A 14,924-nucleotide genomic window follows, 5' to 3' on the forward strand; every position below is an offset into this window, starting at 1 on the left:
CCGGTTCCCGGGTCCCGCCGAGGAAAGAACAAGATACTTACGGCGGGAACCAGGTGCGAAGATCACGCCCGGCGCAGCGCCGACATTCCCATCACCCGGGCACGCTTGCGCGGATCGCTGTCGAACAACGCCGCCAATTGCTCGGTGATCGCGCCCGCCAGTTGCTCGGCATCGGTGATCGTCACGGCGCGTTCGTAATAGCGGGTCACGTCATGGCCGATCCCGATGGCCAGAAGCTCGACCGCCTTCTTGCGCTCGACCATGGCGATCACGTCGCGCAGATGCTTTTCCAGGTAATTCGCCGGGTTCACAGACAGCGTCGAGTCATCGACCGGCGCACCGTCCGAGATCACCATCAGGATCTTGCGCGCCTCGGGCCGCTTGACCAGCCGCTTATGCGCCCATTCCAGCGCCTCGCCGTCGATGTTTTCCTTCAGCAGCCCCTCTTTCATCATCAGCCCCAGATTGGGCCGCACCCGCCGCCATGGCGCATCGGCGGGCTTGTAGATGATATGGCGCAAATCGTTCAGCCGCCCCGGCGTCGCGGGCCGTCCGGCCTGCAACCACGCCTCGCGTGCCTGCCCGCCCTTCCATGCCCGGGTAGTGAAGCCGAGGATCTCGACCTTGACGCTGCAGCGTTCAAGCGTCCGCGCCAGCACATCGGCGCAGATCGCCGCGATCGAGATCGGACGCCCCCGCATGGAACCGGAATTGTCCAGAAGCAGCGTCACCACCGTATCGCGGAACTCCATATCCTTCTCGACCTTGAAGCTCAGCGGCGTGGTCGGATTCGCGACGACCCGGGCAAGGCGTCCGGCGTCCAGAACGCCCTCTTCCTTGTCGAATTCCCATGACCGGTTCTGCTGCGCCTGCAAGCGCCGCTGCAACTTGTTCGCCAGGCGGCTGACCGCGCCGCGCAAGGGTTCAAGCTGCTTGTCCAGATAGGCGCGCAGCCGCTCCAGCTCCGCCGGATCGGCCAGATCCTCGGCACGGATTTCCTCGTCCCATTGCTGGCTGAACACCTTGTAGTCGGGCGACGCCTCGCTGACCGGAGGGGGGATGTCCGGCGGGCTCTCGGCCTCGGGCATCTCGGCTTCGTCGGTCAGCTCGTCTTCGGACTGGTCGTCCATGCTGACCTGCGCCTGCCGCTCGTCCTGCTGCTGCTCCTGGCTGTTTTCGGGTGAGGCCTCGGCATCCTCGCTGTCATCCTGGTCGCGGGACTGGTTGTCGCCGGCCTCCTCGTCCTGTTCGGCGTTTTCCTCGGCATCGTCCTCTTCGGGCTCGTCCGGATCCTCGCCCAATTGGTCGCCATAGCCCAGATCGCTGATGACCCGGCGGGCAAGGCGCGCGAAGGCGGCCTGATCGGCCAGAACCTCGTTCACCTCGCCAAGCGTACCGCCGGCCTGCTGCTCGACAAAGGGCCGCCAGAGATCGGCCACGTGCTGTGCACCGGCAGGCAAGGGCCGCCCGGTCGCGGCCTGCCGCAGGATATAGCCTGCCGCCACCGACAGCGGCGCATCCGAGGCCGCCTTGATCTGCGCATAGCCCTTCTTCTCGGCATCCGCGCCGATCTTGGCGTCGATATTCGACAATGCGCCGGGCATGTCGCGCGCGCCCAAGGCCTCGCAACGGGCAGTCTCCATCGCCTCGTAAAGCTCGCGCGCCATCGGCCCGGCGGGGGCGAATTTGGCATGGGTCGCGGCGTCGTGATGGCGCATCCGCATGGCGAGCGCGTCGGCGGTGCCGCGCGCCAGCAACACCTCGTCCCGCCCCATCCGGCGGCTGACCTGCGGCAGCCGCATCGTATCGCCCGAGACCCCGGCAGGATCGGCGCTGAAGGTGACGTTCAACTCGTGCTCGTCGGCCAGCGTGCGGGTGGCCTCGGTCAGGGCCTTCTTGAACGGATCGGCGGGGTTGTCGGTGGTCTTCATGTTCTATTCATACTCCCCCGGATCAGCCGAGTCGAACCCGCGGCATGCCGCGATCACCCGGCCATTGCCGCCGCGCTTTCCGGCAGTTCCTCGTCGAACAGGCGCTGATAGAACTCGGCCACGGTCTGGCGCTCCAACTCGTCGCATTTGTTCAGGAAGGTCAGCCGGAAGGCATAGCCGATATTGTCGAAGATGCGGGCGTTCTGAGCCCATGTGATCACCGTGCGCGGCGACATCACCGTGGACAGGTCGCCCTGCATGAAGGCGGTCCGGGTCAGGTCGGCCAGCGTCACCATCTGGCTGATCACCTTGCGGCCCTTTTCGTTATTGTAGTTCGGGTTCTTGGCCAGCACGATGGCGGCCTCGGCGTCATGCGACAGATAATTCAGCGTCGAGACCAGCGACCAGCGGTCCATCTGGCCCTGGTTGATCTGCTGCGTGCCGTGATACAGCCCGGTCGTGTCGCCCAGCCCCACCGTATTCGAGGTGGCGAACAGCCGGAAGAAGGGATTCGGCGTGATCACCTCGTTCTGGTCCAGAAGCGTCAGCTTGCCGTCAGCCTCCAGCACACGCTGGATCACGAACATCACGTCGGCGCGGCCCGCGTCATATTCGTCAAAGACGATAGCGGTCGGGTTGCGCAACGCCCATGGCAGGATGCCCTCGTGGAACACCGTCACCTGCTTGCCATCGACCAGCTTGATTGCATCCTTGCCGATCAGGTCGATCCGCGACACGTGGCTGTCGAGATTCACGCGAACGCAGGGCCAGTTCAGGCGTGCGGCGACCTGCTCGATATGGGTCGATTTGCCGGTGCCGTGATAGCCCTGGATCATCACCCGGCGGTTATAGGCAAAGCCCGCCAGAATCGCGAGCGTCGTGTCGGGGTCGAATTTATAGGTGCTGTCAATATCGGGCACGCGATCGCTGGACTCGGCAAAACCCTTTACCTTCATATCGCTGTCCAGACCGAATGTTTCGCGCAGGTCGATCTCTTCGGTGGGTTTGGCGTTCATGTCCAACATTGTCTGGCCCTTTCCTCGCATCCGCGCCTTGATTGCGCATTCATTCGCCGGGTGCAAGCATGAGCAGCGGGAAGAGCACGACAATCGCAATCATTCCCGCAGGATTATGCTTACCCCGACACAAGGGAAACTCTGCCGACAGGACTGGATGGCATTTTCGGGCCGCGCAGGGGGCAGGGACATCCAGCAACCTGTCTATTGACGATAAATTGGCATTTCCGATCCCGCCGGCACGGTTCTTCCCAACGGCGCCACTTGCCGGGGGTTTCCGCGATTCTCACGCGTCGCCGCGCGCCTGGATGCACCTGCGGGACCCTGGGCGACGCCCGTCCGGTGTTGCGTTGACGCTGTCTGCCGCACCCAATAAGGTTGACGCCGACCGCACCCCGAACCGAGGCCACGCGTGAAGGATTCCGCCAGAAATCGATTGGAAGAGATGATCGCAAGCACCGCTTCTGGGGATCGCGACGCCTTCGCGATGCTTTACGAGGCGACGTCTTCCAAGCTGCATGCCATTTGCGTTTCGGTGCTGAAGGATCGCCCCGAAGCGGAAGAGACGCTGCAAGAGATCTATATCAGGATATGGCGGGAAGCGGACCGTTATGGGGCGAGTGACCTCTCGCCCATGACCTGGTTGATCACCATCGCCCGCAACCGCGCCGTCGACCGGCTGCGCGCCCGCAAGTCGCGCACCGCGACCTCTCCCTCGGATGAGGCCGCATCACTTCCTTTGACCGGACTGGGAGCCGAGCCCGGGGTCGCCACGACCCGCGTGCAGGAGCGCAGGCTACCGGACGATTGCCGGGCCGAGATCGGCAACGATCGGGCCGAGGCCGTCCGTGCCGTCTATATGGAAGGTCTCACCTATGCTGATCTCGCCTCCCGCCACGACATGCCAATCGGCAGCGTCCGCGACTGGCTGCGCCGCAGCTTGGTGCGCCTGGGGGATTGTGTCAGCCAATGACGGAAGAAACCCCGCTTACCCCGCAGCAAGAGGATGACGCGCTGGCGGCCGAGCTGGCGCTCGGCCTATTGGACGGCGAGGACGCGCAGAACGCCGTGGCACGCCTGTCGGCGGATCCGGCATTCGCGCAGAATGTCCGTGACTGGCAGGAACGTCTTGCAGGCATGGCCGAGGGGATGACCCCGGTGATGGCCCCTGCCCGCGCCTGGCAGGGTATCCGCGAAAGGCTCGGCCATATCGCCGCGCCACTGACCGAGGATCCGACCAGGACGCTTCCATGGTGGCGTGGGCCTGCGGGCCTGCTGGCCGGGCTGATCGCGATTGCCGCCATCGCCGCCTTCCTGTGGCTGCGGAACTAGGTGACAAAGGTCATGCGGACTTGAAACTACTCCCTCTCCTTGCGCAGATGGGTGACAGGCAGGAAACGGGTTGAGGGAAACATGAGCGGGTTGATTGCGCTTCTGGACGACGTGGCAAGCATTTCCAAGGTCGCGGCGGCATCGATAGACGACGTGGCGGGACAGGCCGCCAAGGCCGGGGCCAAGGCAGCGGGCGCGGTCATCGACGACGCGGCCGTGACCCCGAAATACGTCCATGGCTTCGATGCCAGCCGCGAACTCCCCATCGTCTGGAAGATCGCCCGCGGCTCGATCTTCAACAAGCTGGTGATCCTCCTGCCCGTGGCGCTGCTGCTGTCGGCCTTCGCGCCCTGGCTGATCGCGCCGCTGCTGATGATCGGCGGCGCTATCTGTGTTTCGAGGGCGCGGAAAAGATCGCCCATGCCCTTGGCCACGGACAGGAGCATGACAGCGAGCAGCATACACATCCCGAAAGCGACGGCGCCGCGCTGGAAGAACAGCGGGTGGCCGGTGCGATCAAGACCGATTTCATTCTCTCGGCCGAGATCATGACCATCGCGCTCTCGACCATCCCGATCGAGGACTCGCTGCTGGCGAAGGCACTGATCCTCGCCGTGGTCGCGGTCGGCATCACGGTTGCGGTCTACGGTTTCGTCGCGCTTATCGTGAAGGCCGATGATGTCGGCGTCCACCTGGCGACCGAGCGCGGCGGAGCCATTGCCGCGTTCGGGCGGGGGATCGTCAAGTTCATGCCGGGTTTCATGAAGGCGCTGACCATTATCGGCACCGCCGCGATGATCTGGGTCGGCGGACAGATCATCCTGCACGGGCTGGGCGAGATGGGCTGGCACGCACCCTATGACTGGGTGCATCACATGGCCGAGACCGCTGCCCATGCCCTGCCACAGGTTTCCGGGCTGGCCGAATGGGTAACCACCGCCTTCCTGGATGGCGTTTTCGGCCTGATCCTGGGGCTGATCCTGATTCCGGTCGTGGAAAAAGTCCTCAACCCGGTCCTGTCGGCAACGATCCTGCCATTGATCGGGGCTGCGAAACGGTTGCTCGGCGGGGCCGGGCAAGGCTGAATCGGCATTTTCGCGCGGGTTTCCCCACCGACCCTTGCAGAACATCCGGGAACATAATCGAACATTTTCGCATATCCGGCGGCTCGAAACCGTTGACCGGACGGTCAAAGGCTGTCACATTTCATTCACAATAATGTTGCGCCTTCGTCACAACCGCCGGTTAGGTCCGGCTGCGAACCGCAACTCCATGGGGAGGAAAATAAATGCTTCGACTTTGCACCGCATCCGCGGTGGCGCTGGCTGCTTCGCTATCCGCTGCCAATGCCAAGACCGATATCCAGTGGTGGCACGCCATGGGCGGCGAACTGGGCTCCAAGCTCGAGGAAATCGTTCAGGGCTTCAATGAAAGCCAGGGCGAATACAATGTGATCCCTTCCTACAAGGGCACCTACCCCGAAACCATGACCGCCGCGATCGCGGCCTTCCGGGCCAAGGAACAGCCTGCCATCGTGCAGGTCTTCGAGGTCGGCACCGGCACGATGATGGCAGCCGAAGGCGCCATCGTTCCCGTGCATCAGCTGATGGAAGAGCAAGGCGCCGAATTCGACCCAACCGCCTTCCTGCCAGCCGTTGTGGGTTACTACACCGACACCGACGGCAACATGCTGTCCATGCCGTTCAACAGCTCGACCCCGATCCTGTATTACAACAAGGACGTGTTCGAGAAGGCCGGCCTCGACCCCGAGACCCCGCCCAAGACCTGGGGCGAGATGGAAGAATTTTCCAACAAGATCATCGAATCCGGCGCGGCCTCCTGCGGTTTCACCACCGGCTGGATCAGCTGGATCCAGGTCGAGAACTTCAACGCCTGGCACAACCAGCCCATCGGCACCGAGCAGAACGGCTTCGGCGGCCCGCAGGCACGTTTGAGCGTGAACGGCCCGGTGCAGGTGAAGCATTGGGAAAACCTGAAAAAATGGGCCGATGAAGGGATCTTCGAATATGGCGGCCCGGTCGGCGGTGACGACGCTCCCCCGAAATTCTACTCGCAGGAATGCGCGATGATCATGAACAGCTCGGCCAGCCGGGCGGGCGTCATCGCCAATGCCAAGGATTTCGAACTGGGCTACGGCATGCTGCCCTATTATGACGATGTCGAGGGCGCGCCGCAGAACTCGATCATCGGTGGGGCCACGCTCTGGGTGCTGTCGGGCCGCCCGGACGAGGAATATGCCGGGGTCGCGGAATTCTTCGAATATCTCTCCAGCCCCGAGGTCCAGGCCGACTGGCACCAGTTCTCGGGCTACCTGCCGATCACGCAGGCGGCCTATGACCTGGGCAAGGAGCAGGGCTATTACGAAGAGAACCCGGGTTCCGAGGTGGGGCTTCAGCAGATCACGCTGAACGAGCCGACCGAGAACTCCAAGGGGCTGCGCTTTGGCAATTACGTCCAGATCCGCGGCATCATCGACGAGGAATTCGAACAGCTGCTGTCCGGGGACAAGGACGCCCAGGGCGCGCTGGACAGCCTGGTCGAACGCGGCAACGCGCTGTTGGAAGAGTTCGAAGGCCAGAGCCAGTAACCACATTTCGGGGGCCGCGCCGGATCGCGGCCCCCGTTTCCCTTTTCGACCGGACCCCCGATGAAGCGCACGATTTTCAACAACCAGTTGCTGCCCTGGCTCTTGCTGGCGCCTCAGCTTGCCATCACCTTCATCTTCTTCATCTGGCCAGCCGGTCAGGCCATCCGGCAAAGTTTCCTGCGCGAAGACGCATTCGGCATCAATACCAGCTTTGCCGGGCTGAATAATTTCCAGGGACTGCTGGGCAATGCCCAATACCTGAACTCGATGAAGGTCACGGTGATCTTCGCCGTCTCGGTCACCGTGTTGTCGATGGGCGTGGCGCTTCTGCTCGCCGTCGCGGTGGACCGTATGCTGCGCAGCTCGCGCGTCTACACGACGCTTCTGGTCTGGCCCTATGCGGTCGCCCCTGCCGTCGCCGGTATCCTGTGGTGGTTCATCTTCAACCCGACCGTCGGCATCATGCCCTATATCCTCGACGTGATCGGCTATGACTGGAACCACAACCGCTCGAAGACCGACGCGATGATCCTTGTCGTCATCGCCAGTGCATGGAAGCAGATCAGCTACAATTTCCTGTTCTTCGTGGCGGGCCTTCAGGCCATCCCGGCCAGCCTGCGCGAAGCGGCCGCCATAGACGGCGCGGGCCCGGTGCGGCGCTTCTTCGACATCACCTTCCCGCTTCTGTCGCCCACAACCTTCTTCCTGCTGGTGGTCAATATCGTCTACGCCATGTTCGAGACCTTCGCGGTCATCGATTCCACCACCGCCGGCGGCCCGGCGCAGGCCACCAATATCATGGTCTACAAGGTCTATTTCGACGGCTTCATCGGCCAGAATCTCGGCAGTTCGGCGGCGCAATCCGTGATACTGATGCTGATCGTCATCGCCCTGACCGTCATCCAGTTCCGTTGGGTCGAGAAAAAGGTCGAATACTGATGATCGAGAACCGTCCCGGACTGACCTTCCTTGCCCATCTGGTGCTGATCGCCGGAGTCCTGATCGTCGCCCTGCCTGTCTGGGTGGCCTTCGTCGCCTCGACCCGCGGCGCGACCGATTTCATGTCCGGCACCATCCCGATGTGGCCCGGCCCGCATCTGATCGAGAATTACAGCCGGATGCTGGATACAGGACTGTCGACCAGCGGCACCCCGCCCGTCGGGCTGATGATGTTCAACAGCCTTGTGATGGCGCTCTCCATCGCCATCGGCAAGATCGCCATCTCGATGCTCTCGGCCTTCGCCATCGTCTATTTCCGCTTTCCCTTCCGCGGGCTGGCTTTCTGGTGCATCTTCATCACCCTGATGCTGCCGGTCGAGGTCCGCATCGTGCCCAGTTTCCAGGTCGTCGCCGGGCTGGGGCTGCTGAACTCCTATGCCGGCCTGTCGCTGCCGCTGATCGCCTCGGCCACGGCGACCTTCCTGTTCCGGCAGGTCTTCCTGACCATCCCGGACGAGCTGACCGAAGCCGCCCGCATCGACGGTGCCGGACCGATGAAATTCTTCCGCGACATCCTGCTGCCGCTGTCGCGCACCAATATGGCGGCGCTGTTCGTCATCCTGTTCATCTATGGCTGGAACCAGTATCTCTGGCCACTGCTCATCACCACCGACGCGCAGTATTACACCATCGTCGCCGGCATCAAGCGCATGGCCGACGTTGTGGACGGCCTGCCCCAATGGCACCTGGTCATGGCGACCGCCATCCTGGCGATGCTGCCGCCCGTGGCGGTGGTCATCGGCATGCAGCGGCTGTTCGTCAAAGGTCTTGTCGAGACGGAGAAATAAATTGGCATCGATCACGCTTGATAATCTCGGCAAGGTCTATCCCGGCGGCACCCGCGCCGTGGGGGACGTGAATATCGACATCGCGGATGGTGAATTCATCGTGCTGGTCGGCCCCTCGGGCTGCGGCAAATCCACGCTGCTGCGCATGGTCGCGGGGCTGGAAAGCATCAGCGAGGGCGAGGTCCGCATCGGCGATCGCGTCGTCAACGATGTCGAACCCGCCGACCGCGACATCGCCATGGTGTTCCAGAACTACGCGCTTTACCCGCATATGTCGGTGCGCCAGAATCTCGCCTACGGGCTGAAGAACCGCGGCACTCCGAAAGCCGAGATCGAGCGCCGCGTGAAGGAGGCCGCAGAGATCCTGCAGATCGGTCCCTTCCTCGACCGCAAGCCCCGCGCGTTGTCGGGCGGACAACGCCAGCGCGTCGCCATGGGCCGGGCCATCACCCGCGAACCGGCGGTCTTCCTGTTCGACGAGCCCTTGTCCAATCTTGATGCCAAGCTGCGCGTGGCCATGCGGCTGGAGATCAAGGAGTTGCAGAAACGCCTGCGCACGACCTCGATCTATGTCACCCATGACCAGTTGGAGGCAATGACGCTGGCCGATCGCCTGGTGGTGCTGAACGGAGGCCGGATCGAGCAGATCGGCACCCCGCTCGACGTCTATCGCCGCCCGGCCTCGACCTTCGTGGCAAGCTTCATCGGCAGCCCGGCAATGAACCTGCTCGACGCGAAGGCCGTGCCGCATCTGCCCGGCACCGCCCATGCGGGCACCATCGGCATCCGCCCCGAGGACCTGAGCCTCGCCGAGGATGGCCTGATCGAAATGAACGTGATGGCGGTGGAAGAGCTTGGTGCGCAACGGCTGGTGCATGGCCGGACCAGCGGCGAAGCGATCACCATCGCACTGCCTTCGGACGCTCCCCTCGGCGATACGCTAAAGTTGGGATTCGACCGCAAGAACCTGCATCTGTTCAGCCGCGACTCGGGTGCCCGGATCGATTGATCGTCCTGTCCCGGAACCGGATATGCCCCCGGCCGGGATCCGGCCGCACGGAACAGCGCGAGTGGCTCGCGGCCTGTCCCCCGGTCACTTCCCGGTCATCGCCTCTTCCTCTGCCCGCATGCCACCGACGACGCCAAGGGATTTCAGCTTGCGGTGCAGGGCGCTGCGTTCCATGCCGACGAATTGCGCCGTGCGGCTGATATTGCCGCCGAAACGGTTGATCTGGGCCAGCAGGTATTCGCGCTCGAACATCTCGCGGGCCTCGCGCAGCGCCATGGCCGTGACCTGTGGGCCAAGGCTGAGCGCATCGCTATTGTCCGGGGTCGCACCCTGAGGCTCCAGTTCGGAAGGCTTGATCGGGCCGCTTTCCTCGGCAAGGATCAGGACCCGCTCGATCACGTTGCGCAACTGCCGGATATTGCCCGGCCATCGCATCGCCTGTAGCGCCGCGATGGTGTCGTCGGGCAATTCACGGCCGATCAATCCCTGCGTCTTGTTGAATTGCTCGATGAAATGCTGCGCCAGCGGGCCGATGTCCTCGCGCCGTTCGGACAGCGGCGGCACGACGACCGGCACCACGTTCAGCCGGTCATAGAGTTCCTGGCGGAAGCGGCCGGCGGCGATTTCGGCGGGCAGGTCGCGATTGGTCGAGGAGATCACCCGAAGATCGACCCGCACCTTGTCCGATCCACCCGCGCGGGTGAATTGCTGCTCGGTCAGCACCCGCAGGATCTTGGGCTGTGTGCCAAGCGGCATGTCACCCACCTCGTCGAAATAGATCACCCCGCCATGCGCCTGTTCGAGAAGCCCCGGCTCGATCCCTCTTTCCGGGGATTCCCTGCCGAAGAGCACCTCTTCCATCCGCTCGGGCTCGATCCCGGCGCAGGAGACGGTCACGAAGGGTGCGGATTCACGGGGACTGTGGGCGTGGATGTAACGGGCGGCAAGTTCCTTGCCCGCGCCCGGTTCGCCCGCCAGCATAACGCGGCCATTCGACTTGGCCACCTTGTCGAGATTGTCGCGTAGCCGCTTGAAGGCCGCTGAATGGCCGATCATCTCGGTCAGGCGGGGCTCGCCGCGCTTGAGGCTGTTGTTCTCGCGCCGCAGGCGGCTGGCCTCCATCGCGCGGTTGATGACCACCATCAGCTGGTCGATATTGAAGGGCTTCTCGATGAAGTCATAGGCACCCTGCTTGATCGCGGCGACGGCGATCTCGATATTGCCGTGGCCCGAGATGATGATCACCGGCACCTCGGGATTGTTGTGCTTGACCTGCTTGAGGATGTCGATCCCGTCCATCCGGCTATCCTTGAGCCAGATATCCAGCACCATCAAAGCGGGTTCCTGTTCGTTCAGCGCCGCCACGGCCTCGTCCGAATCGGCGGCCAGCCGGGTCTGGAAACCCTCGTCCTTCAGGATGTCCGCGATCAGTTCGCGGATGTCGCGTTCGTCATCGACGATCAGAATATCAGTCATGTCGTACCTGCCTCGTCTCTCTCTTGCCTGGTTCTTCGTTGCATTCCGCGTACGGGGTTGCGTTCCCGCGGTAGACGGATCTCGGCCATTGCGCCGTCGCGGTCCGGCGCATCGGTCAGGGAAAGGCTGCCGCCATGCTCCTCGACGATCTTCTTGACGATGGGCAGACCGAGGCCGGTGCCCTGCGTCTTGAGCGTCACATAGGGTTCGAACAGCCGCGAGCGGTCGGCGGGCAGGCCCGGGCCGTTATCGATGATGCGGATCGTCACGCTGTCATGATCCGTCTCCATCGTGACCGAGACGCGCGGTGTCCAGCCTTCGGGCGGCTTCCCGGCGCGCTCCTCCACGGCCTCGCCCGCGTTCTTCAGGAGATTGGTGAAAGCCTGCCGCAACATGCCCTCGTCGCAATCGACGATCACCGGCTGGTCGGGGATAGCGGCTTCGAGCGCGCCTTTCAGCGCGTCCTGCTGAAGCAAGACCGACGCGCGCAGCAATTCGGCGAGGTCGATCTCGGCCCGGTCGGGTTCGGGCATCCGGGCGAAGCGGCTGAATTCATCGACGATCCGGCGCAGGTCGCCGGTCTGGCGGATGATCACCTCGACATATTGATCCAGCGAGGCCTTGTCCTCGGGCCCCGCCAGCGGCGCGAACTTGCGCCGCAGCCGCTCGGCGGAAAGCTGGATCGGAGTGAGCGGGTTCTTGATCTCATGCGCAACCCGGCGGGCAACATCGCCCCACGCGGCCATGCGCTGCGCGCTGACCAGTTCGGTCACGTCATCAAAGGCGACCACGTAACCTTCCAGATCACCTTCGGTATTGCGCCGCACCGCCATCCGCACCAGCAGGCTTTCCATCTGGCCGTTGCGGGTCAGGCGGATCTCATCCTGCACCGTTTCCGCAACAGAGGCGGAGAGGCGCTGGAAAAGCGCCGCGAATTCGGGCACGGCATCGGACAGGGGAGCATCGATATCGCGGCCCGGCTCCAGCCCCAGAAGGCGAATGGCCGAGCGGTTGAGGAAATCGATCCCGCCCTGCGCGTCCAGGCCGATCACGCCCGAAGTCACCGAGGTCAGCACATTGTCGAAAAGCCGCCGCTGCTCATCCGAGGCGCGATAGCTTTCGACCAGTTCCTCGCGCTGCGTCTTGAGCTGGCGGGTCATGCGGTTGAAACTTTGCCCGAGCGTCTGGATCTCGTCGCCGGTATCGGGTTCGGGAATCTGCAGGTCGAGATTGCCGCGCCCGACCTGTTCGCTGGCCTCGGCCAAAAGGCCGATCGGACGTGACAGGCGGCTGGCGAACCAGAGCCCCATCCACATCGCCGCCGCGACCAGCAGCAGGGCAAAGCCCAGATAGACCAGCGAGAATTCGAACAGCACCTGCCCGCGGGTCTGCTCCAACTGTCGGTAATCGCCGATGGTTGCCCTTGTATCGTCGAGCAGCCCCAGCAGGTTGCCGTCCACGTCGCGGGTGACATAAAGGTAACGGTCTGCCAGCGGCGGCAAGGCGACCAGCGCCCGGAATTCGTTATTGTCCCAATCCTCGATCAGGACCAGACCGTCGGATTGCGCCCGGTCAAGCTGCTCGCTGCTTGGTTCCTCGTACCAGAACAGATAGCTGCGCTCGCCGCGCGACCGGATCGTCCCGGTGCCGTCGATGACATAGGCTTCGCGCAGCCCACGCTGGATCAGTGCCTGCCCCTGCACCAAAAGCTGGCGCATCTCGCCATCGCCGATCATGGGATTGGCCCGGCCCGCCTGTGTCAGCACCCCGGCCAGGGCGCGGGCATCCTCGGTCAGGTCGTGGCGGTGTTCCTCCTGATAGGCCTCGGCGGCGGCCTGCGAATTGGTGACGACCTGCTGCACCCGGTCGGAGAACCAGCCCTCGAGGCCGATATTGACGAGGAACCCCGCGAACAGGGCGACCAGCACCGTCGGCACCAGCGCCAGCCCGGCAAAGATCATCACCAGCCGGCGATGCAGCCGCGACCCGGCATCCGAGTGGCGCCGCGCCGAGATCAGCCGGGCCATCCGGGCCAGCACCAGCGCGATCAGCACGATCAGGTAGAACAGGTCGAGCAGCAGGACCATCCGCAAGGCCTGCCCCTGCGCATCCAGGCTCAGCGGCCCCAGAACGCTGAGCGTGGCCACCATCAGCAGCGCACCCGCGATCAGCAATCCCCAGGTGAGCACGCCACGCCATTGCCGCCCCAACCGGATTTGCGCCAGCCTGTCCCAAGTCAGCCCGGATATGGACTCTGCCATGACCCCCACTCGCCGTCTTTCGCGGCTTCACTGTTGCAGCGCCGTGACTCCGGCGCGCCTACCTGTGGCGGTTTTACATCAGTTTGCGGCGGCGTGTCACCTCGATATTCAGCTCTGTCAGTTTTTTGCGCAGTGTATTGCGGTTAATTCCCAGCAGATCGGCACATTTCAGCTGATTTCCGCCGGTCGCATCCAGCGCGACCTCCAGAAGCGGGCGCTCAATCTCGTGCAGGATGCGGTCATAGAGGCCCGGAGGCGGCAATTCATCGCCATGCAGGTCGAAATATCGCTGCAAATGCGCCTCGACCGTATCCGACAGCCGCGCATTGGCGGCGGGGGCGGTCCCGCCGCTTCCGGTCTCTGCCGCCAATGCGCCAGTTCCCGCAGCCGCTCGCACACCGCCCTGCTGGCTCAGCGCCTCGCGCATTTCGGTGGCGGAAATCTCCGGACCGCTGGCGGTCAATGCGAGGCGCCGCATCAGGTTTTCCAGTTCCCGCACATTACCGGGGAAGGCATAGGCACGCAGCAATCCCGCCGCCTCCTCGGCCAGGCCACGCTCGGGCAGGCCCTGGGTGGCGGCACGGGCCAGAAGATGCTCTGCAAGCGGCAGGATGTCGTCAACGCGGGCGCGCAGGGGCGGCACCGAGACCGTCACCCCCGCCAGCCGGTAATAGAGATCCGAGCGCAGCCGGCCCGCCGCCATGTCGGCCTGCGGATCGGGACCGGTGGTACTGACGATACGCGGCAGCCGGATCCGCTCGGATTCGGCCTCCAGCGTCTCGATAAGCCCGATCAGGCGGGCCTGTGCGGCCTGGTCGAATCCCGCGGGATTCTCGATGATGATCGTGCCGCCCCGGGTCTTGTCGGCGACACGGGCGAAGACATCCTCGCCCGCATCGGCCGAGGTCAGCACGACGAAACCCTGTTCGCTCCGGTCGGACAGGTCGTGAAAGCTGCGCGCGATGATCGATTTGCCGGTGCCGGGCTCGCCCGCGATCAGCACCGGCAGATCGGCGTTCAGCACCCGTGCCACCATCCGGAACAGGGCCTGCATGGCAGGCGCGTGACCGATCAGCGGCATGGCGGGATCGGCGCTGTCGCGCGAAGCCGGTGTCTCGGGCGCGAAATCGGATTTGCGCGGGCGGCGGGACAGCGCCTGCCCAGCCTTGGCCATCAGGTCGGGCAGGTCGAAGGGCTTGGGCAGGTAGTCGAAGGCCGCCGCCTCGGTCGCGCGGATCGCGGTGACGATCGTATTCTGCGCCGAGATCACGATGACGGGCAGATCGGGCCGCACCTGCCGGATGGCGGGGATCTGGTCGATGCCATTGCCGTCGGGCATCATCACATCGGTGATGACGAGGTCGCCCCGCCCTTCCCCGACCCATTTCGACAATTGCGAGAGGCTGCCGGTGGCATGCACCCGGCAGCCGCCCGCGTCAGCGCCTGCGTCAGCACGGTGCGGATGGTGCGGTCGTCATCGGCGATCAGAACGGTTCCGTCCATG

The 14,924-nt window shown here is 64.1% G+C and carries 10 protein-coding genes and 2 pseudogenes; 7 read left to right on the top strand and 5 right to left on the bottom strand.

The features are described from left to right. Positions 1-62 precede the first annotated feature (62 nt). Both cobT and cobS read right to left on the bottom strand, forming a co-directional pair. Positions 63-1,931 carry a cobaltochelatase subunit CobT gene (gene cobT, locus A7A09_RS07125; protein ID WP_106690702.1) on the bottom strand — a complete coding sequence of 623 codons (1,869 nt, stop codon included), beginning with the start codon at positions 1,929-1,931 and terminating at the stop codon, positions 63-65. 53 nt (positions 1,932-1,984) lie between these two features. Continuing rightward, entirely contained in the window at positions 1,985-2,956 is a 972-nt protein-coding gene (cobS, locus tag A7A09_RS07130; protein WP_106690703.1) for a cobaltochelatase subunit CobS, read from the bottom strand. 403 nt (positions 2,957-3,359) lie between these two features. On the opposite strand from cobS, the gene A7A09_RS07135 reads away from it, so the two are divergent. The 7 genes and pseudogenes from A7A09_RS07135 to A7A09_RS07165 all read left to right on the top strand — a co-directional run bounded on the left by A7A09_RS07135 (position 3,360) and on the right by A7A09_RS07165 (position 9,683). After that, positions 3,360-3,920, top strand: a complete 561-nt coding sequence (locus A7A09_RS07135) for a sigma-70 family RNA polymerase sigma factor (RefSeq protein WP_245999200.1) — start codon at positions 3,360-3,362, stop codon at positions 3,918-3,920. Then, the gene (locus A7A09_RS07140; RefSeq protein WP_106690704.1) at positions 3,917-4,279 is read left to right on the top strand and encodes a hypothetical protein; all 363 of its coding nucleotides are present in this window, start codon (positions 3,917-3,919) and stop codon (positions 4,277-4,279) included. Before A7A09_RS07135 ends, A7A09_RS07140 begins: the two co-directional genes overlap by 4 nt. Before the next feature lie 81 nt (positions 4,280-4,360). Continuing rightward, positions 4,361-5,364 (top strand): annotated as a pseudogene (locus tag A7A09_RS07145) (DUF808 domain-containing protein). 203 nt (positions 5,365-5,567) lie between these two features. Further along, complete coding sequence (ugpB, locus tag A7A09_RS07150) at positions 5,568-6,887, top strand: sn-glycerol-3-phosphate ABC transporter substrate-binding protein UgpB (protein ID WP_106690705.1); 1,320 nt, start codon at positions 5,568-5,570, stop codon at positions 6,885-6,887. Between the two features lie 60 nt (positions 6,888-6,947). Next, positions 6,948-7,826 (top strand): sn-glycerol-3-phosphate ABC transporter permease UgpA, encoded by an 879-nt coding sequence (gene ugpA, locus A7A09_RS07155; RefSeq protein WP_106690706.1) that lies wholly within the window; start codon positions 6,948-6,950, stop codon positions 7,824-7,826. Beyond that, positions 7,826-8,674: a sn-glycerol-3-phosphate ABC transporter permease UgpE gene (gene ugpE, locus A7A09_RS07160; RefSeq protein WP_106690707.1), complete on the top strand. Its 849-nt coding sequence runs from the start codon at positions 7,826-7,828 to the stop codon at positions 8,672-8,674. The genes ugpA and ugpE overlap by 1 nt, the downstream gene beginning before the upstream one ends. 1 nt (position 8,675) lies before the next feature. Further along, on the top strand, positions 8,676-9,683 hold the full coding sequence (locus tag A7A09_RS07165) for a sn-glycerol-3-phosphate import ATP-binding protein UgpC (RefSeq protein WP_106690708.1): 1,008 nt from the start codon (positions 8,676-8,678) through the stop codon (positions 9,681-9,683). A gap of 84 nt (positions 9,684-9,767) precedes the next feature. Here the strand turns inward: A7A09_RS07165 and ntrX are convergent, their stop codons facing one another. From ntrX to A7A09_RS07180, 3 genes and pseudogenes are all read right to left on the bottom strand, one after another. After that, on the bottom strand, positions 9,768-11,159 hold the full coding sequence (gene ntrX, locus A7A09_RS07170; protein ID WP_106690709.1) for a nitrogen assimilation response regulator NtrX: 1,392 nt from the start codon (positions 11,157-11,159) through the stop codon (positions 9,768-9,770). After that, entirely contained in the window at positions 11,156-13,420 is a 2,265-nt protein-coding gene (locus A7A09_RS07175) for a sensor histidine kinase NtrY-like (RefSeq protein ID WP_106690710.1), read from the bottom strand. The genes ntrX and A7A09_RS07175 overlap by 4 nt, the downstream gene beginning before the upstream one ends. A gap of 73 nt (positions 13,421-13,493) precedes the next feature. Next, positions 13,494-14,923 (bottom strand): annotated as a pseudogene (locus A7A09_RS07180) (response regulator). Position 14,924: the final 1 nt, after the last annotated feature.

Origin of the sequence: Paracoccus methylarcula (assembly GCF_003007735.2) — a bacterium.
In the GTDB taxonomy this organism is placed as follows: Bacteria; Pseudomonadota; Alphaproteobacteria; order Rhodobacterales; family Rhodobacteraceae; genus Paracoccus; species Paracoccus methylarcula.